This is a genomic window from Spirosoma soli (assembly GCF_042684525.1).
Lineage (GTDB): Bacteria > Bacteroidota > Bacteroidia > Cytophagales > Spirosomataceae > Spirosoma > Spirosoma soli.
In genome coordinates this window covers 70,916-90,385 of sequence record NZ_JBHULN010000023.1, presented here as the reverse complement: position 1 = coordinate 90,385, position 19,470 = coordinate 70,916, and the positions used below count along the sequence as shown (strand labels likewise).

At 48.3% G+C, this 19,470-nt stretch carries 12 protein-coding genes; 5 read left to right on the top strand and 7 right to left on the bottom strand.

The annotated features are described in order from the left end of the window. Positions 1-17 precede the first annotated feature (17 nt). The 4 genes from ACFSUS_RS25615 to crcB form a co-directional block, all read right to left on the bottom strand. Positions 18-2,891 carry a TonB-dependent receptor gene (locus ACFSUS_RS25615; protein WP_381527280.1) on the bottom strand — a complete coding sequence of 958 codons (2,874 nt, stop codon included), beginning with the start codon at positions 2,889-2,891 and terminating at the stop codon, positions 18-20. A gap of 415 nt (positions 2,892-3,306) precedes the next feature. Then, entirely contained in the window at positions 3,307-4,833 is a 1,527-nt protein-coding gene (locus ACFSUS_RS25610) for a hypothetical protein (protein ID WP_381527278.1), read from the bottom strand. Positions 4,834-5,159: 326 nt separating this feature from the next. After that, positions 5,160-6,596, bottom strand: a complete 1,437-nt coding sequence (locus ACFSUS_RS25605) for a M14 family zinc carboxypeptidase (RefSeq protein ID WP_381527276.1) — start codon at positions 6,594-6,596, stop codon at positions 5,160-5,162. Positions 6,597-6,712: 116 nt separating this feature from the next. Next, positions 6,713-7,087: a fluoride efflux transporter CrcB gene (crcB, locus tag ACFSUS_RS25600; protein ID WP_381527273.1), complete on the bottom strand. Its 375-nt coding sequence runs from the start codon at positions 7,085-7,087 to the stop codon at positions 6,713-6,715. 138 nt (positions 7,088-7,225) lie between these two features. Between crcB and ACFSUS_RS25595 the strand changes: the two genes are divergently transcribed. After that, positions 7,226-8,533, top strand: coding sequence for an APC family permease (locus ACFSUS_RS25595; RefSeq protein ID WP_381527271.1), 1,308 nt, complete (start codon positions 7,226-7,228; stop codon positions 8,531-8,533). Positions 8,534-8,652: 119 nt separating this feature from the next. Here the strand turns inward: ACFSUS_RS25595 and ACFSUS_RS25590 are convergent, their stop codons facing one another. The 3 genes from ACFSUS_RS25590 to msrB all read right to left on the bottom strand — a co-directional run bounded on the left by ACFSUS_RS25590 (position 8,653) and on the right by msrB (position 13,299). Then, positions 8,653-9,918, bottom strand: coding sequence for a D-alanyl-D-alanine carboxypeptidase/D-alanyl-D-alanine-endopeptidase (locus ACFSUS_RS25590; protein WP_381527270.1), 1,266 nt, complete (start codon positions 9,916-9,918; stop codon positions 8,653-8,655). 70 nt (positions 9,919-9,988) lie between these two features. Beyond that, positions 9,989-12,649, bottom strand: a complete 2,661-nt coding sequence (locus ACFSUS_RS25585) for a T9SS type A sorting domain-containing protein (RefSeq protein WP_381527268.1) — start codon at positions 12,647-12,649, stop codon at positions 9,989-9,991. Positions 12,650-12,891: 242 nt separating this feature from the next. Then, entirely contained in the window at positions 12,892-13,299 is a 408-nt protein-coding gene (gene msrB / locus ACFSUS_RS25580) for a peptide-methionine (R)-S-oxide reductase MsrB (protein WP_381527266.1), read from the bottom strand. A 185-nt stretch (positions 13,300-13,484) separates the two neighbouring features. On the opposite strand from msrB, the gene ACFSUS_RS25575 reads away from it, so the two are divergent. The 4 genes from ACFSUS_RS25575 (at position 13,485) to ACFSUS_RS25560 (ending at position 19,370) form a co-directional block, all read left to right on the top strand. Then, the gene (locus ACFSUS_RS25575) at positions 13,485-15,398 is read left to right on the top strand and encodes a RecQ family ATP-dependent DNA helicase (protein WP_381527265.1); all 1,914 of its coding nucleotides are present in this window, start codon (positions 13,485-13,487) and stop codon (positions 15,396-15,398) included. A gap of 80 nt (positions 15,399-15,478) precedes the next feature. After that, the gene (locus ACFSUS_RS25570; RefSeq protein ID WP_381527263.1) at positions 15,479-16,354 is read left to right on the top strand and encodes a LytR/AlgR family response regulator transcription factor; all 876 of its coding nucleotides are present in this window, start codon (positions 15,479-15,481) and stop codon (positions 16,352-16,354) included. A 149-nt stretch (positions 16,355-16,503) separates the two neighbouring features. Next, the gene (locus ACFSUS_RS25565; RefSeq protein WP_381527262.1) at positions 16,504-18,684 is read left to right on the top strand and encodes a TonB-dependent receptor; all 2,181 of its coding nucleotides are present in this window, start codon (positions 16,504-16,506) and stop codon (positions 18,682-18,684) included. Positions 18,685-18,716: 32 nt separating this feature from the next. Continuing rightward, positions 18,717-19,370, top strand: coding sequence for a tetratricopeptide repeat protein (locus ACFSUS_RS25560; RefSeq protein ID WP_381527259.1), 654 nt, complete (start codon positions 18,717-18,719; stop codon positions 19,368-19,370). Positions 19,371-19,470: the final 100 nt, after the last annotated feature.

Genomic DNA, 19,470 nt, shown 5'->3' with positions numbered 1-19,470 from the left:
CCGTTGAGCATTACTTATTAAGGTACAATAATCCGACGGCCAAAGGTGTAAACTCCAGTCAAGGTTACGTACTGACCACGTCGATAATTTATATAATTCTGGTCCGCATCAGCGCTACGGGAGGTAACGTCTTTCCCAATCTTACGATCTCCATTAAAATCTTGGGCATAACGGAAAGGCGCGTTGAAGATGTCCTGTACGCCTAATCTTAATTCAAACTGTTTTTTGAACGTTTTGCTGATGTTGAAATCAACTACATGCCGAGGCATCTCATAGGTTGTTGGATCGTCAATATTACCCACTAAGAAGATACGTGGTCCAGCCACGTTGTAAAGCAGGTTATACTGCCATCCAGAAGTAGGATTAGCATAATACAGTCCTAGGTTAACAAGATAGGGAGACTGATTAGCCAATGCCCGGTTCCGATCGGTGCTATTACCAAAGCGTTCTACATTTCCACTTGGCCCCGTTGCTTCAATAAAATCACCTGTAGTCACGCGGCTGTTTATTAATGACGCATTTCCAACTACCTGAAGGTTTTGTAAGAACACACTGCTCGAATTAGCAAAACCTTTCCGAAATTCCACTTCCACACCATAATTACGAGCTGATAGAGCATTGGTAAATGTGAATTGGAAAGCACCAGGAATTGGAATCAAGAATGACTCAATCGGGTTAGTAAAGTCTTTGTAAAAACCAGTTATCGAGATTAACTCGTTAGGCGTTGGATAGAACTCATACTTAACATCAAAGTTCTGAATAGTGGCCGTTTTGAGTGTTGTATTACCTCTCACTTCAAGCTGCCGGGCAAAGTCATAATACCGGAACGGAGCTAACTCTCTTAGTTCAGGCCGGTTCACTGTTGATGAGTAAGCAAATCGTAAGTTATGCCGGTCAGTTAGCTTATATGTAAAATTGACCGAAGGCAGTGGACTAAAAATATTGTTGTCTACTAACGGAGTCCTCGCTTGCGTCAATCGTAAAGTCTGGTTATAGAATTCTCCTCGAAAACCAAGTGTTAAGTTCGCCCGTGCGCCGAAATTAACATCTCCAGATACGTAACCGGCTAAGTACGTATTCTTACCATTGTATGAATCATTGTCAACTGTACCATCTAAGAGGCTAAAGCTTCCTTCTCGCCCCGTAACGTTTTCAGGAGCAAATGCCTGCCCAATACCTAGTCCGCTAATATTATTGATTAAACCTACCCGCTCATATCCGTAGAAGCGAGCAGAAAAATCACGGTTCCGGCTTTCACCGTAAAACCCAGCCCGAATACGATTTGGCTCACGATCACTTGGATTACCGAATGTATGTTCGTAGTTACCAACTAATGAACCGACCTGCTCATTTAGCGTTGAGTAAAAGCGACCTACGTTTAAAGGATTAGGTTGTACAGGTATGTTAAGCCGGAAGGGCTCAGGCTGGCCATCGGGGCCCGTAGCACCTTGCGTACGAGTATACTGGGCACGTTTCCAATCAGGCTCCCAACGACCAGAGTAGCTATAGCTGGCGATCCAGTTCACTTTGCTTAGTTCGCTCAGCGAATGTTCACCTGAAACCTGCGTGTTCAAAATACTACGGTTTTCGAAACGTTCGGAGTAACCTTGAACGTCAACCCCATCAATAACGAAGCTACCGTTTCTAACAACGGTTTCAGTAGAGCTTAACTGGTTAAATAACGTTTTCCATTCTAAAGTAAAGGCAGGCGAGAAACGCAATGTCCAGTTGTGCAATACGCCTAAGCGAGTGCCTCGTGCGTAAGTAGCATCATTGTATTGTTGTTGAACATCATTGGCCGTTGTATTTTCGTACAATCTTAGATCAACGTTAGAAAATTGGTTTGTTAATGCGTAGTTGATACTGGTTAAATTGCTAACCCGCACATTACCAACATCAAACCGCCGTCCTGTATTAATGGCAAGCCTTACATCAGGTGCAGCAGTAATATTCTTTATTCCCCAATTATTAGGTAACAATCGGGCATAGGACGCTCGGCGTACAGAACTTAAGCTATTAAACTCAGCCGAACTGCTCGGAAAGCTTGTTGGAAGCTGTTGTTTAGCATCCCATAACCCTAAAACATTCAGCCCCCCCCTTTCATGAGACTGAACATTCTGGAAGGTCGTATTTGCTCTATAACCTACTGTAACCCCAACATCCGTGAAATTTTGTTCTGGCCGACGTTTTGTGTATATTTTGATAACACCGCCCGCAAAATCTCCTGGTAGCTCAGCTGATCCCGATTTGTAGACAATCATCCGATCAAGGATGTTGCTGGGTACAATATCAAATGAGAAAGAACGCGACTCAACTTCTGTTGAAGGCGCGATAACATCGTTAATTAAAACGTTGTTGTACCGGGTACCAAGACCACGAATTAACACAAAGCGGTTTTCAACAATGCTAACCCCCGGCACTCGGCGGATGGCTGCGGCTGCGTCGCGGTCTTGTGACTTTTGGATTTGTTGAGCCGAGATACCGACAGCAATGGGCTTCATCTGCTTAATCTCAGTGATAACGGCAACTTCGGTGTTCGTAGCGCGGTTGCCCCGAACGACAACTTCCTGAAGCGAAGTACCTTCTTCTTCCAGTTCGGTTTCAATGGCGGTGGTATTGCCCGACTCAACTCGAACGTTTGGAATTTCTTTCGTCTTGTAAGAGACGTAGGAAATGACCACCTTTTGGGTTCCGGCCGGTACGTTGGCCAGGGAAAAATTCCCTTCTACGTCGGTGGTACCGCCTAATTGAGTGCCATCGATTCGGACGGTGCAGCCAATCAGCGCTTCTTTAGTTTTAGCATCTTTGATGCTTCCCCGGACGGTACCGGTCTGCGCTAGTACGGCGGTAGTGAATAGAGAAAATAGAAGTAGTAATACGTTTTTGTTCATATTGGTAAATCATGTGTCGCTTTCGCATCGCAAAGCTACCAGCCCAATATTACGCCAACGTTACCTCAATGTTACGCTTGAATTATATTTAGATACGCCTATAATATTCTGTAAATCAATAAATTAACAATACGTATCAAACAAACAATATGATTTTGTATTTGTATATTTTAACCTTATTTAAATGAGGTATTTATAGCAATATGATATAGTTTATTCGGTTATGCCATTCTGATGCTTATTTGCACTAATAAGGCCACTTGTTCCGAAGCCATTCTAAATCTTGAGTACACTTTCTACCTTACAAACAGTGTGTAAAGTAAGTGCTTACATTGTACTTACTTTACACACTGTTAAGCTATCTTTAGTCTTTACAAGAAATGTATCTTGTACTGCTCTAATAGATAAAGATTTGTTAGTCAATGTATGGGTTGGGCCTTGGATCAGCCTGTTTTACGACTGGTTCAATAGCCACCTCAACACTACCAGCACCGACAAAGAAACGCGCAGGATAGCCACCCGGAAAGACTATTGCCGGATAATCAAACTGAATTCGTGCATCACCTAATTTCTCTGATTCTTGCGAAACAGTAATCGTCTTAGTCTCTGTTCGCTCAATGGTTCCACTTACACCAAATTTAGACCCAAGTTTAACGATCTTGATATCAATACCGCCGTTAATCTCGAAATTGCCACCAAGGGTTGTCTTAGTAGTTATAGTTTCTGTCGTTGATCCACCCGGATCGTACTCTGAAAATGAAAGCTTCCATTCATCGCCATATCTATACAGGTCCCAAGGCATCAGTTCAACGTCCGGATCATACGCAATAGGGTTACCATTGTTATCTCTTAACTGGTCAATAGAACAACCAAAAACTTTTAAGTCGCTTTGCATGCTTCCATTTCTGTCGATGAATGATAGAATAAGATGAAAATCTAGGTATCCTTCGGTCCAATCGGCAGCAGCTTGTAATCTACCGGCATCAACAAATTTGAAACCAGTTAATTTTTCGGTGTAATAAAAGCCTCCTAACTCTCCTTTGCTCCAGTCGTAATCCACTCCGCCATTGATGAATGGGTTAACTAGTTCAATATCATTAAATTTAGGCCAAATTTTATAATACACCCAATCCCTTTGATTCCCAGGTTCGTTGGGATACCAACTTTTGTATTGATTAAAGAAATATATCGGGTCAATGACAGGCCGCGGATATCCTGAACGAGCATTTACTTTAGAAGTACTCTTTTTGTAGTCATAATCACCGATAAAGTAAAATGAATGAGTATTATTCTCACTAATAGCTCTATTGGATTTCTGTTCAGCTAATGTAGCTTCTTTTCTAGCTCCTTTGTCAAACTTACTTTTAGCGATTATCCGCTCATTTTCTTTGATAACAACAACAGGAAAAGATGGTGCTTGCTTTGCATCTACCTCATACTGGCGAAGATCGGCCGAGAAAGCAACTAGCTTGCCAGATTTGCCCTTTAGATGACTATTGTCGACGACCACATCAGGGGTCTGCGCTTCAATATTCCAAGTTTCAGGACTAAATTTTGAGAGCGTAGGTACAAATATAGTGGCTAATGGCGCACTCTCGGCCCATTGACCATACTCGGTAGAAGTTGTGTACTTAGCTAATGCCTGTTCAAATGTTCGCCCACTAGCCAACTTTTTGTCTTTCACCAGGGCATACAACACATCGTAATCGCCATCATACATTTGCAAGGCTTCTGCCTTCAAGAATTCGCGAACCTCTTTTTCTTGTAAAGCTTTGACCAAAGCCTTGGCCAGTTCTACCTTGGCCTCTTCGCCACTCCTTGCTAATTCTTCAGGAGCTTCACTTGCGATGGGATCAACTACGCTAATTCCCTTGTCGCAAGAGGACAACAATGTACTTGCGAAAATGGCTAGTGACACACCAGCCAAATAAACTTTTTTCATAACTTTGTAAAGTTTGATGGTTAAACATTGAACATAATTTACTCGAAGCCTCACGCCCGGTCGCCAAACTGTCGTGGGGCTTTTTCGTGTATCAAAATTGTTAGGCTGAAGTTATTTGCCCAACGGGAAAACCGCCTTTTATGTCTGAAATCACCATTTGTCTAGACTGAAATCACCCAAATCTCTTATTATGTTAACAACACGTGTAAAAAATCAATGTTAAGACACTATTAACAGATGTTAATACATTATTAATCCTAGTATTAAATACTTAAAATATGGATTAAGTATATATACTCTATGCTCAAATTGTACTAGTAAGACTCTCATTCAATAATTCCATTATTACTTCTATGTGTACTGTTCGTTGAACTGCTTCCCCAGAACCCATTCACAAATTCATACTCAACAGATTGGCCTTTTATCAAAAGGAAGGTAGGAATTTGCCCAATTTTTAACGGCTGAGCGGGTAATTCTCCCTGGTAAAGTAGATGCACAGGCTGAGAAGGAAAAAGGTCACTCTCTTGCTGTTTTATCCTAAAAGCAGCGACCCCTTGTTTCCTGAGAGAATCCAGATCAATCTTACTTAAATCGGCTTCGCTACCAAGCGTATCCGCATGGACACGAACCGGAGTTAATGTCAGGCCAGTAGCATCAAGTTCTTCTAATCCATAAAACGTCGACAGATCGCCAATGTCTTCAATGACACTTTTGTACTGAAACAGCGGAGCACCTACCGACTGGGCGATGTCGTCATTAACTTCGTATTGATTGATGCCCACATCGACTATAATGGGCTGACCTTCGCGTAGTACAGTAGCGTTGCGAATGAGCAGGTCGAAAAGAGGCCGACCGTTTTCTGGTATAGATTGATAATCCGTTACACTCTCTTGTTTATACGTACCATCCGCAATAGCACTCAGCGCCGTTAGAATTGCTACAAAATTCAGCTGCCGGATTGCCATTTTCTCGGTATCGCCTTTATAACCGCCCGACTCGATCAGCACCAGTGTAGTACCCCACTTTTGAATGTTGTCGCCAAAGGCTCGGGGTTCAAACTCATCGTCGTACCGAGCTACTTGCCCCGGTATGAACTGTTGCAATACTCGGTTCATACTAACAATGAGCTGCATGGACCGCTGCCGTACATCGTTCAGGTTGCGGTCTTCGTCATAAGCAGTGGCCAAAAACGAAACAACGGCTTGCTTACCCGTCTTACCAACACTATAGCGGGGATTCTGGTCGTGCAAATTAAAGCCAACGAGCGGCTTTAAGGTTTGTTGCAGGTTCTTGAGCAGAGCGCCTTCCGGCGTTTGTAGCCGGAGCGCATCGCGGTTCATATCGATGTCGGTGGCCGTCCGTCGCTGAAACCGTTCGGCCCCGTCGGGGTTAAGCATCGGCACGAAATGCAGCGTTGTCGATGCTAATATTGCCTCTCGTAAACGATCAAAGCCGTCGTTCTTCGCCTTCAAGAAGTTAAAGATGTCGAACATGGCCATCGTAGCCGTAGCTTCGTCGCCGTGCATCTGCGACCAAAGCAGCACCTTATTAGCTCCTGTTCCAGCCTTGACCTGATAAATGGCGCGTTTCTCCAGCGACTCCCCTACCTGACTCACGGATAATGGCCTATCCAGAGCCTCAATCAACGGTACGATGTCTTTGTGCTTAAACCGCCGATGGGTTAACGACTTCTCTTTATAGGTTTCGTGGGCATCATATAACTGACGCGCTACGTCTTGTGCCTGACTGGTTAACTGAGTCATTAATAAAGCAAATGAGGGTAAGAACACCGATAGAACGGATAAGACGGATTTACGCGGATCATATCTGTAGCAATCCGTTTTATTGGTTTGCCAGCCCGGCCTGTTCCTACCCATGTTTAAATTTTTTGTCCGATATATAATCCACTAACCGAGGCCAACAAGCACAGCGCTACATTCAGGCCAATGTTGAGCAAGGCGGCTCCGGTACGGTCCTGATGCAATAACACGAGGGTATCCTGACTAAAGCTTGAGAAGGTGCTTAACCCGCCACAAAAGCCTACACCGATCAACAGTCGGGCCTCTTCTCCACCCGATCGGCTCATTCCCCAGCCAACAACCGCGCCTAAAACAAAACTTGCCAGCACGTTGACGGTCAGAATAGCGAATGGGAACGGTGAACCTAACGACCCAGCCGGGATTGAACGGCTGACTACGTAGCGTAACAAACTTCCCAGACCTCCGCCCAAAAAGACTAGCAGATAGGCTTTCATGCCAGCAAACTTACAAAAAACAGCGACGCGGCCGAATAGCAGCAAAATGACGCTCTGATTTTCGCTATCATTGTAAAATGACCCTGTTCGCAGAATCAGTATGCTTTGCGCACATAGCGGGTTTCCACTCACCTTACTATGGCCCAGAATCAACTTAAAAAGCTTTTAGGCGTCGGTTTCGGCGTAGCGGTAACCATTGGAGGCACCGTTGGCACTGGTATCCTACGAAAACCCGGTCCAATTGCTCAGGACATCGGCGACCCGACCTTCATCATTAGCGTTTGGCTGGCCGTTGGTCTATATGCGCTCGTTGGGTCCTTGTCGGTAATTGAGCTAGGAACAATGCTACCGCAAGCCGGAGGCTGGTACGTGTATGCTCGCCGAGCCTTTGGCAACTATGCAGGCTTTGTGATTGGCATTAGCAGTTGGCTGGGTAGTGTAGCCGCTATGGCGTTTGGGGCTGCTGTGATGAGCGAATACCTTGGCTTACTAATTCCATCACTTGTCAATTTTCAGAAGACCATAGCCATTAGCATCCTGCTGGCGTTTGTAGCCTTTCACTGGATTGGCGTTCGGCTGGCCAGCCGTGCTCAGGAAGTTATGAGTGTATTGAAAGCCATCGGGTTATTGGCCTTTGTGATTGTCTGCTTTGCCGTTTCGCCTACCGATCCGGCACCTGTTTCAGCCGAAGCAGCCAGACCGTTGGCCGCAGGTGGTGTTTGGCTCGGTGTTTTAGCCGCCTTGCAGTCTGTTTTTTATACGTACGACGGCTGGCATACAGCAGCCTATTTTACGGAGGAAGATGTTAATCCGAGCCGAAACCTGCCCCGCTCTATGATCAGTGGCGTATCGCTCATCATCGGTATCTACGTACTGGTTAACCTCGCTCTATTATACGTTCTACCGGTATCAACCCTGGCAGGCTCGAAGCTACCGGCAGCCGACGCTGTTCAGGTGTTGTTTGGACCAGGCAGTGCACAGATTGTTACGTTTCTGCTGATGATTTCGATTATGGGGATCATCAACGCCCAAATTATGTTCAATCCGCGGGTCATTTTTGCGATGGGCCGCGATGGCCTCTTTTTCCGATTTGTCACAACCGTAAACGCCGGTGGTACCCCAACCTACGCTACGTTACTGACAGCGTTAGCCTCTATCGTGCTGCTACTGACAAATACCTATAGCAAGCTGTCTGACATTGCCACCTTCTTCTTTGTGTCGTGCTATGCTGCCAGCTTTGCCGCCTTGATTCGTCTGCGCCAAACCGAGCCGACACTCCCCCGCCCAGTGCGGGCCTGGGGCTATCCATTCTCAACTGGGGCGTTGCTTATTGCATCGCTGGCCTTTTTAGTAGGCGTTGTTATCGGCGACTTTTCCAGCAGCCTCTATGCTTTAGGGTTTATAGCCGTAAGCTACCCCGTATACCTACTGATCAAGCGGGGTTAACTATTATAGCCCCGTTATAGGTTGATCGTAGTTTAAAACTACGATCCGGCGTTATTCGCCGGGCTGCCGTCGCAGTCTTTGACCGGAATGTCAAATTTCAAAAAGCGAATCTAATCCATCTAAAACCGTTCGTGTACTTTTTTCAATAAATCAGACGTCCGGCGACGCATTTCGCTGACAGGCAGGGTAAAATTATTATGCATAATGCTGAACAAAAGCGTTTTACCACGTCGGGTCAGCACATAACCACTTAGGTTGTATACGCCACTCATAGAGCCTGATTTGGCAAAAACGTATGGCTTATCTGACACGGCCATACTCCGCAGAGTACCTGACTGACCGGCAGCCGGCAGTAAAGCAAAAAGCCGTTGCTGGGGCACTCTAGCGTAAATCTTCGTTAATACGTCAATAAGAATGTTTGGCGTAAACAGGTTGTATCGGGACAAGCCGGACCCATCGACCCACTTTGCCGATGTGGCCGGATAGCGTAGCACACTATCAATCATCCGGCGTAACTCTAGTACCGGAGCCAGTTTATCTGACCTCCGTTCGGCCGAAATCATGAATAATACCTGCTCGGCAAACTGATTATCGCTTACGTGAAGCATACGTTTATACAGCGAATCTGTAGACGAGCCACGTAACAGCCGGGCATCGGTCGGGATAGGCTGGTTAACCACACCCACCGGCCGATGAAGGGTGGCCGTTAATAACTGGGCAGCCAGCGTAGGCGACCAACGAAACGGAACATCCTGTCTGGATGCTCTCATAGTCACCGGTCTCTTAAATTGATTGCTGGATTCTAACCGTTTAACACTGTTAGAAACATTAGTATTAACTACAGTTGATGTACTATCAACAAAATGATTAGGGCTAATTGACTGATTTGTGAATCGAACAACGTTACCATATATTGGAAGCGACACTAGTTCTGCCGAATAGTCATCGTTGTAGTCGTCCCACGCCCAGCCCGGCCCAAAACGCGGCCCCTCGTAATTAGCGGCCGAGAAAAACAACCGTTCCGAACGACTGCGGAGAAACGCCAACGCAGTTGTGTCGGGCAGATCGGGATGAAGTAACAATGGATTGCCAGTCCCCCAAAAAATCAGCGAGTCGCCCCGAACAGCGTACCGGAGCGCAGGCAACGAATCATGTAGAGTGAGTAGGCCCGCGTAGAAACTGAGCAATTTCGTGTTCGACGCAGGGGTAAACAGCTTATCCGCGTTGTGTTGCACTAACATACGTTGCTGACCAAGGTCATACAAAGCAACGCCCGTAAAGTGATCCGTGTAAGCTGGTTTAGTACGCAAGTCCCGGCCAATACGACGGGCCGGTGAGCAGCTGGCTAACAGCGATAAGGTGGCTAGTAAAAATACGTACTTCATCAAGAAAGCGGGGAGTTATCCGACGTTTCACAAACGTACAGACAACGACCCGCTTTCCCGAATGAATTGCTTATCGGGCAATAATTACCTTTTGCGTAAGCACGGCATCACCCGCTTTTAATTTTAAGAAATACAGTCCGGTTGGTAATTGACTTAGGTCAATCTGTTCGTTGAGTTTTGTTCCGCTACCTTTTAGCGTCAACTGACGTAGCGTTTGCCCCGTCGACCCCGCAATGGTTAAACCTGCTTCGGCAACGGGTTTAACCAACTCGGCCTCGACGCGTGTCAGGCCGTTACTGATTGGATTAGGGTAGACCGTAAATCGTCCGGCGCTAATGGGTTCATTAGCTAATACGGGGGGTGGAGGGGGCACCTGAATACGCAGGTTATCAATGGCCCATCCCCAGCCATGCGAGAGCTGATCAGCAAATAACCGGAACCGAATCAGAATCTGCTCACCGGGTCGGAACGGCGATCCTAGTATAGGAATGACTCGTGGTTTAAACAGGCCAAGTGTTCCAACCGTAGTAGAGTTTTGCTCTCCTTCCGAGCCGTTTGCCGAATTTTGGTTATAGGCAGCCAGCCAGTCGGGGTTGCTTCTAGAATCGTATCCGGCCGTAATGGGTTGCCAGGTTTGCCCATTATTATTGGAGCCTTCGACAACGACATAATCGAAAAAATTAGCGTTGCCAAACGTACTGCCATCCTCACCCGGCTCAACCAGAACAACCTCGTCGAACCGGATAACGGCGCTGTCAGGATTACTCATGATACGAATTGGCGTACGTAAGACGGTTTCATAATTGCTTTCGAAATTAAAGCTGGTTCCATTTCGGTACGGGTGCTCCGAATGCATGGCCGGGTTGGTGAAACCGGCCGGCTGCGTTACGCTAAAACCAAAGCTAACAAAATCGCTCGCGGTGGTTGTCTGGTTAAAATCGTTCACGTACCGATCCTGAACGGCCTGCAATGGCACCACCGCCAGTTCGTAGAACCCAGTTGCCGGACTAACCGTTTGGTTTCTTGCCCTCGATGAATCACGAGCCACGATTCGATACGTGATCCGGTCGCCAGGGTTTAACGAATTAGCGGGAAATTGAAGTCGGTTAACGTACAGGCTATCGTACCGAACTCCACCAATACTAGTCGTGTAACGAAGCGGCAACGCCGGTCGGGGTTGCCCATTGATTTGATACTCGACGTAAGCGGTATCTATGCCAGCGGGTCGGTCGTCAGAAACGTCGACGTATATTGGTAAACTGTCGGCAACGGCCGTTGTAAAGATGAAGTTCTTCGCTGGACTATACTGTATGGTTGGCGGTATAACATCAGGTCCAACGATGAGCCGATGCAGCGTTTGTAAGCCAGTAGCTTGCTTACCCGGATTGGAGAACGTTCGGCCGGAGGCATCCTGCGCCTGAAAGTAATACCAAACCTCTCCCTGAGCCTGGGCCGCTGGCAACACGTAACTATATTCATCGGTAGTACCAATTCGAGTGGGGGTTACGGCCGTAAATGTAGTATCCCTAGCCGTTGGGGGTCCTTTTCGATAGAATAGCCGAACAGACGCAGTGTTTACAGTTGTATCGCTAACAATCCGGACGCGGAAATCTACATCCTTAAGGTCTTCACCCAAGGCACTAGCCAAGGCGTTGTTGTCATGCAGGACTGAAGTTGTTTTCCACTCCATATCCGAGAAAAAGTTCAACACCAGCGGGCCAGGGGAATGGATGGCTTCGGCATTGGCCAGCTGAGGAGTCATCAGGGAGTTTGTATCTCGCCGGGGATACGTGCTTTCATCGAGGTGGTAGACGCTCGATCCGAGGTCGAACGTAGACGGAGCGAATAGCTTAGCGCGTTGGCCTGTCCGCTGGCGCATGACAGGACCGTTGAGAAACAGATTGTTGCCCGTTAGTTGGCGGTACAGTGCATTTGAATTGGAAGGATAAGCCGTAGTAGCCGTTACTAATCGTTGACCTTGTCCATTCTCAATGAAATAGTCATATACTGCCGGCGATGCACCGTCAATACTGGCCCGGTCGCCCGTTGTGCGGTAAAAGCCAATAAAGCCGAGCCCGTGCCCGATTTCGTGCAATACCACCGTTACCAGGTCCGTTTGGCCAGCTGGAGTTTTACCGTCTAAACCATAATACCAGTTGTTGTTACGGTTAAAATCGGCATTGATATCGGCTTGGTCAGAGCCATTGAGCTCTCGACGGGCAATTTTTTCGGCCAACGCAATAGCATAGAAACCGTCACTTTTCTGCGTACCATCGGAGCTTCGTAAGTAAGTAGTCGGCCCGGCGGACCCCAACACACCAGGATTTTGCGTAACCCAATTAGCCTGAATTCGGATAGGCACCGGCGAAACGATTAACTGCGCCCAAATGTCAACGGCGTACTGAAAGGCCGCCTGTGCTTCGGGCGTAAACCCAGTATAGGTAACCAGGATCTGGGCCGTTGGTGCCTGCCGCGCTTTGGGGTTTCGGCGACCTTTTACAAACGCGTCGGGTGGCAATATTTTCGTGAAGGCGTTCTGCTCTGTCTTGTAACAAATCGTTTTGGGCACCGACGAAATTACGTGCATCTGTCGGGCAAATTGCTGATAAGCCGTTGGTGCAGCGGCCCGCCGAGCACCCGCTTCCTGAGCCAATACTGGCGCACAAAAGAGCAGACTTACCAGTAACAGACCGGTTATCATGGGCCACGCTGGCCATTTCCAAGAAGTCATACGGAATCGTAAAATTGAGATCAGAATTTTGTTGAGTTCGTTTTTGTGAGTGATTACTAGCTAGGTGTATCGAGTAAATAGCAGCTATAACCTTATCTTTTTATCTATCTGAAGATGGAAAAACAGCATTGCATGGAAGTTCAAATAAGCCCTGGGCTTTGCGTTAGGTCATTAAAAACTCGTTCCTACGTTTAGACATACGAACGAGTTGCCCGGTTTGTTGCAGAGATATGTCTCGAAACTTATTCTGTGTCCGCAGCCCGTTTTAACACCAGCGAAACCGAGTTCAGGCAATACCGCATGCCCGTTGGTGGTGGACCGTCGTTGAAGACATGCCCCAAGTGAGCATCGCAAACATTGCATAGGACTTCAATCCGAAACATGCCGTAGCTATAATCTTTTTCGAGCCGGATGCGCTCCTCCTCAATTGGCTCGGTGAAACTCGGCCAGCCCGTGCCGGATTCAAACTTAGTTTTCGACTCGAACAGTTCGGTACCGCAACACACGCAGGCATACACACCAGGGTCGTGGGCTTCGCAATATTCGCCCGAGAAAGCCCGTTCCGTACCCTTACCCCGAGCCACTCGATATTGCTCCGGCGTGAGAATACTACGCCATTCTTCATCGGACTTACTAACTTTCTGAATCATAGCTCTCAATCTTACTTGTTGACGATTTACCTCCAAAGCTAAAACGCTTGGTCCGCTAATTTGTCTTTCCAGCATCGTAAATTCGCACTGCTAATTTCGTGTAGGCTATCTGACCAACAACCTTTGGTAGTGATTACCAAGACAACTAGAAAGTCAGGTAGCCCGTACTGTAGACTATAGATTCGTTGACCGTCCGCCAGATTTTACAGCAGTTTTGGGGCTATTCCACCTTCCGACCCATGCAGGAAGACGTGGTCAACACTGTATTGGCCCGGCAGGACGCGCTGGTGCTGATGCCCACCGGCGGAGGAAAGTCTATTTGTTTTCAGGTGCCCACCCTGGCCATGAAAGGTGTGTGCATCGTGGTGACGCCCCTGATTGCCCTCATGAAAGACCAGGTTGAGCAGTTACGTCGGCGGGGTATTCCGGCTGCGGCTATTTACTCGGGCATGCACTACCGCGAGATCGATACGATTCTCGACAATTGTATTTACGGCAATACCAAATTCCTCTACGTTTCGCCCGAGCGGCTACGTACCGAACTCGTTATTGAGCGCGTCAAGCAGATGGTGGTCTGTTTGCTGGCCGTTGACGAAGCCCACTGCATCTCGGCCTGGGGCTATGATTTCCGCCCGCCTTACCTTCAGATTGCCGAATTTCGGGAGCTTATTCCGGATACGCCGATTATTGCGTTGACCGCTTCGGCCACGCCCGATGTTCAGACCGATATTCAGCAAAAATTAGCCCTGCGAGAGCCTCAGGTATTCCGCCAGACGTTTGCCCGTCCCAACTTGTCTTATTCGGCCATGTTGGAAGAACATAAGGAAGCCAGGATGCTACGTATTTTGCAGAATGTAGCCGGTTGCGCCATCATTTACGTGCGAAGCCGGAAGCAAACGCAGCAGATAGCGCAGTGGCTCGTCAGGCAGGGTGTTTCAGCCGACTTTTACCATGCCGGGCTAACAACGCAGCAACGTACCGATAAACAGGACGCCTGGATTCAGGACCGTACGCGGGTGATGGTGGCCACCAATGCCTTCGGTATGGGCATTGATAAACCGGATGTACGGGTTGTTATTCATCTCGACGTACCCGACTCGCTCGAAGCCTATTACCAGGAAGCTGGTCGGGCGGGCCGTGATGGTCAGAAAGCCTACGCCGTAATGCTCTATACAAATGGCGATCTGGAGAATTTACGGTACCGCACCGAGCAGCTGTACCAACCCGTTGACATGCTCCGGCGCGTATATCAGGCGCTGGCTAATTATACCGCTGTACCCGTGGGCGGTGGTGAATTTAACAGCTACGATTTTGACCTAAGCACCTTTACCAACTCGTTCAACCTGCCTCCTCAAGAAACGCATTATGCCTCGAAGCAGCTTCAGCTAGAAGGGCTCATTCAGCTAAGCGAAAATTATTTCCACCCGTCACGCCTGGCCATGGTGCTGGATAATCGGCAGCTCTACGAGTTTCAGGTGATGAACCCGAAGTTCGACCCGTTTCTCAAGCTCCTGTTACGTATGTATGGCGGTGAGCTGTTCACCGACTTCATTACCATCTCGGAGTCGGCGCTGGCGCGGGCGTTCATGATTAATCAAAGCGAGATTGTTGCGCTGTTAGAGCAGTTGCACCAGCGGAACGTGGTGATCTACGAAAAGCAGAAAGACAAACCCCAGCTCACCTTCCTGACCCCACGCTATGATGCGCCTACCTTGCCAATAAACGTGCAGGAACTTAACCGGCGAAAAGAGCTGGCGATGCGAAAAGTTCAGGCCGCTATCATTTACACCGAGCACACAACTCAGTGCCGGACGCGCCTGTTGCAGGCTTACTTTGGCGAAAAACCGGGCGAGAGCTGCGGCATCTGTGATAATTGCATCAAAAAGAAAAAGCAACTTGATGGAGCTGCGTCGGCCGTTCGCGAGCAGATCCGAACGTACGTTGCCCTGGCCAACGGTCCGGGCGTATCGCCTAAGCAGCTTTCGCACCACTTTGCCCAGACCGACGCTGACACGCTGGCCCAAACGGTGAAGCAGATGCTGGCCGAAGAAGAAATCCGGTATAATAAAACGGGTAACTTGACGCTTAATCTGGACTAATAAAGTAGTTGGCTACACGTGTTTAGCGTACTGCGTATCGCCTAACTCGCAAGCTTGGCCAGAATGGCTATTTTTGCTTTATGTTGCAATCCGTCCGCACGTTTCTTAACCGCCCACTTGCCGAAGACTTTAGCCTGAGTTATGTGCTTCGCTCATCGCTACAGGCAAGTGTATATGTCTTTTTGTTTATCTCACTGTTAAACCTCCGAGTGTTCAACTGGGGGCAAATTGGCGGAGTGGCCCTGTTAGGTGCAGGTTGCTTCGTATCGTCGTTACTGGCTAACTGGCTTGTTCCCTCCTTGATTCCCGGCTGGTATGACGAAGAGCGCTGGACCGTAGGGCGACACATTCTGCATACGCTGTTTGTCTTACTGTGTATCAGCCTCATGAACCAGTTGCTCTTGACGTTGACTGACAGCGGTAAACCTGCTTTCTGGCAAATGTACTTATACGTAACGCTCATCGGCTTTTTTCCAATTACACTAGGCGTGCTGGTGGCCGAACAACGTCGATTAAAGCGCAACAGTGAACACGCCGAACAAGTAAATACTCAGTTGACCAAATTTCAGGAGACGAAGCCTGCAACTAGCGACATACAAGCTCAGGCGTTGATTCATTTAACCTCAGAAAACGGTAAGGACAGACTGAGCCTTCACCCCGATCAGCTTATTTATGTTGAATCAGTTGGTAACTACGTCGATATCTATTGGCTAAATCTAACAGCCCTCCAAAAGACCATTCTTCGTAACACACTTAAAGACGTCGAAGCCATCTTGTCGGATTATCCGCAATTTTTCCGCTGCCACCGAGCGTTTGTAGTCAATCTTAAAGCCATTCGCAAAACTGAAGGGAATGCCCGCGGCTACCAGCTTACCCTGAACGGCGTAACGTCCGACATTCCCGTGTCCCGCAGCTACCTGGAAGCCTTCGATCAGCGCATGAGCACGCTGTCGTAGCCTTCCCGTTTGTCCCAGAAACAACCCAAATAGCCCTAAAAAGGGCATTTTATCCCTTCCCGTTTGTCACCCGTCCCACCCTATTGTGAGGGGTAAGCCAACTACCGATGTTTGTTTCAACGATTCGCTGACGCAAACAAAAAACGGTTATGACACGGCTCTACTCAAACCTCTTACTTGTACTGACGGCACTGCTCCTGCTTCCTTTTACGGTCTTTGCGCAGAAGACACTCGTTCAGGGTACGGTCACGTACAATATCATTCGTCCGCTGGCCAATGCCAACGTTTCACTGGATGGTACCTACGATGGAGCGACGACTAACGCGAAAGGAGAATTCTCGTTTGAGACCGAAGAAAAGGGCACGTTCAAATTAATAGCTAAGCTGGCAGGCTTCGTCGACGTAGCACAGACAGTCGAACTAAACGGGGAGCCGAAGCTGATGGTGAAGGTAGTGTTTACCACCAAATCACTCACGTTACAGGACGTAACCGTTCGGCCTCGGTTGTTCGACCTCAACGACAAAAACAAATATACCGTCTTAAGCCCCCTGGATGTATTGACTACAGCCACCGATGGAAACATTACGTCGGCACTTAAGACCATGCCGGGTGCGCAGGCCGTTGGCGAGAGTGGCGATCTGTTCGTGCGGGGCGGCACGGGTACCGAAACCAAAGTCTATATCGATGGGCTACTGGTCAACAACTTCACCTACAGCAGTCCGTCAAACATGGCCGCCCGCAGCCGCTTTGCACCGGGCATGTTTAAAGGAACATTCTTTTCAACCGGAGGCTACTCGGCCCAATACGGCCAGGCACTTTCATCGGCGCTGGTACTGGAAACGGAAGATCTACCGGTGAAAAGTAGCGCTGAGCTGACAGTGTCGCCGATTATGGCGGGGGTGAATATTCAGCAACTCAGCCGCGATAAGAAAACAGCCATTGGCGGTGGCATCAGCCACACAAACTTAGGTTTGTATAATACGCTGGCACCGGGTACGGTCCAATTCACTCAAACACCCCGCTATTGGGATGGTAACGCATCCATTCGGCATCAATTCCAGAATGGCGGTATGCTAAAATTCTTTGCCAACGGTGGCGTGAGTGCCGTTGGCCTCGACCGGCCAAACTTGGAGTATGACGGTATCACAAACGGCATTCGCCTGACCAATCAAAATCTTTACACAAACCTGACCTATAAGCAACCCCTGAAAGGCGGCTGGAAATGGCAGGCTGGTCTTTCGTATGCTTACAACAACGACCTTACTAACGTAGCAGCCCGCTTTCAAGACGGAGAACGGCCTGATTCGTTAATTCATCAAGCCGATCGCTCGGCGCTATGGCAAGCCCGGAACGTATTTTCCAAGCTGATCCTGAGCCGAACGCGTTTAACGGTTGGTACCGAATTCCAGCGGATTGGCGAACAACGTAACGGTAGCCAATACACCGATACGTACCTAGCGCAGTTTGCCGAGACAGAATCTTACCTAACCGACCGGTTGTCGGCCCGGGCGGGGGTGCGACTTGAGTATTCGTCGTTATTGCAGCAATTCAACGTATCTCCTCGGTTAGCACTGGGCTATAGCGCCGGTGCGAATGGTTTGCTATCGGTTTCGTATGGCCGATTTTATCAGAAGCCTGACCGCCCGTTTTTATTACAAACATCCAGCTTAACCTACACCAATGCCGATCATTACATTGTCAGCTATCAGCAGGTAAGCAACGACCGGACGTTTCGCACCGAAGCTTTCTACAAGCGATACGACAACCTGATTCAAACGCAGCCTGTTTTAACCAATGGTGGCTGGGGCTACGCTCGTGGTATAGAAGTCTTTTTTCGAGATAAGAAAAGTATAAAAGGGGTGGATTACTGGCTGTCTTATTCGTTTCTGGACACGAAGCGCCAGTACCTCGACTATCCCACAGCGGTGCAGCCTTCATTTGCGGCTAAGCACACAGCTTCAGCAGTTATCAAACGCTTTTTCTCCGAAATACAGACCAACATCGGATTAGCTTACACTGTCGCGTCGGGCCGCCCTTACGCAAACCCCGAGCGCCCGGCCGACGCGTTCATGACCGACCGAACACCCGCTTATCATAACCTGGGTGTAAGCATCGCCCACCTGATGAGCGTTCGCAAAGCGCAATCGGTGCTGGTGTTAACCGTCAGTAACGCTCTGGGCAATCAGCAAGTGTTTGGTTATGCGTATTCGACCACTAACCCGCAACGGCGCGAGGCTATCGTGCCCACCAATAATCCATTCGTATTTGTCGGCATGTTTATCACCCTCGGTACCGACCGTCGGCAGGAAATCATTAACAGTCAGTTCTAAATAAATTATTAAACAACAATCATTTACTTCTTATGAAAACGCTCTTCATTACGCTCGTTAGCTTTATTATTGGCCAAGCCGCCTTTGGTCAGAGTGACAAGTATCAGAAAGCCATGGAGAAAAACGTGGCCCAGTTCGACAGCGTCCGCACCACTCCTACCCTGCTGACACTAATGAACAACTTCGAGCGCATCGGGTCGGTCGAAAAATCGCAGTGGTTACCTTACTATTACGCTGGTATGTGTGCCATGAACTTAGCGAATCAGGAGAAAGACAAAAATCAGGTTGATAGCTGGGCCGACAAAGCCGATGCGTTCGCTATTAAAGCAGATTCGCTTAGCCCGAAAAACTCCGAAATATCCTGCCTACGCGCAACCATTCACTTCGCCCGCATCAACGTAGACTTCATGAGCCGAGGGCCAAAGTACTCGGCCCTCGGTGGCGAGGCTTTGCAGCAAGCCTTAACGCAAAATCCGAACAATCCCCGGGCGATGGTCGTCCTGGCTCAACTTAAGTGGAGTGCTCCCGAGGGCTATGGTGGCGACAAGGCTATGAGTTGTCAATTAGCCGCCCGCGCTACACAGCTTTTTGCCCAGAATATTCCAAACACTATTGAGCCACATTGGGGTCAGAGCAGCGCTCAGCAAATCATGAAAAAATGTGAGGGGCAAACGGCGCAGAAATAAGTCGCTACTCAATACGGCTTACTTTACACAACGATTCCGGAACGTGCCGACTATCAGCTAGTCGGCACTTTTCGCTTAAGCGCTAACAAATTATTGTAAC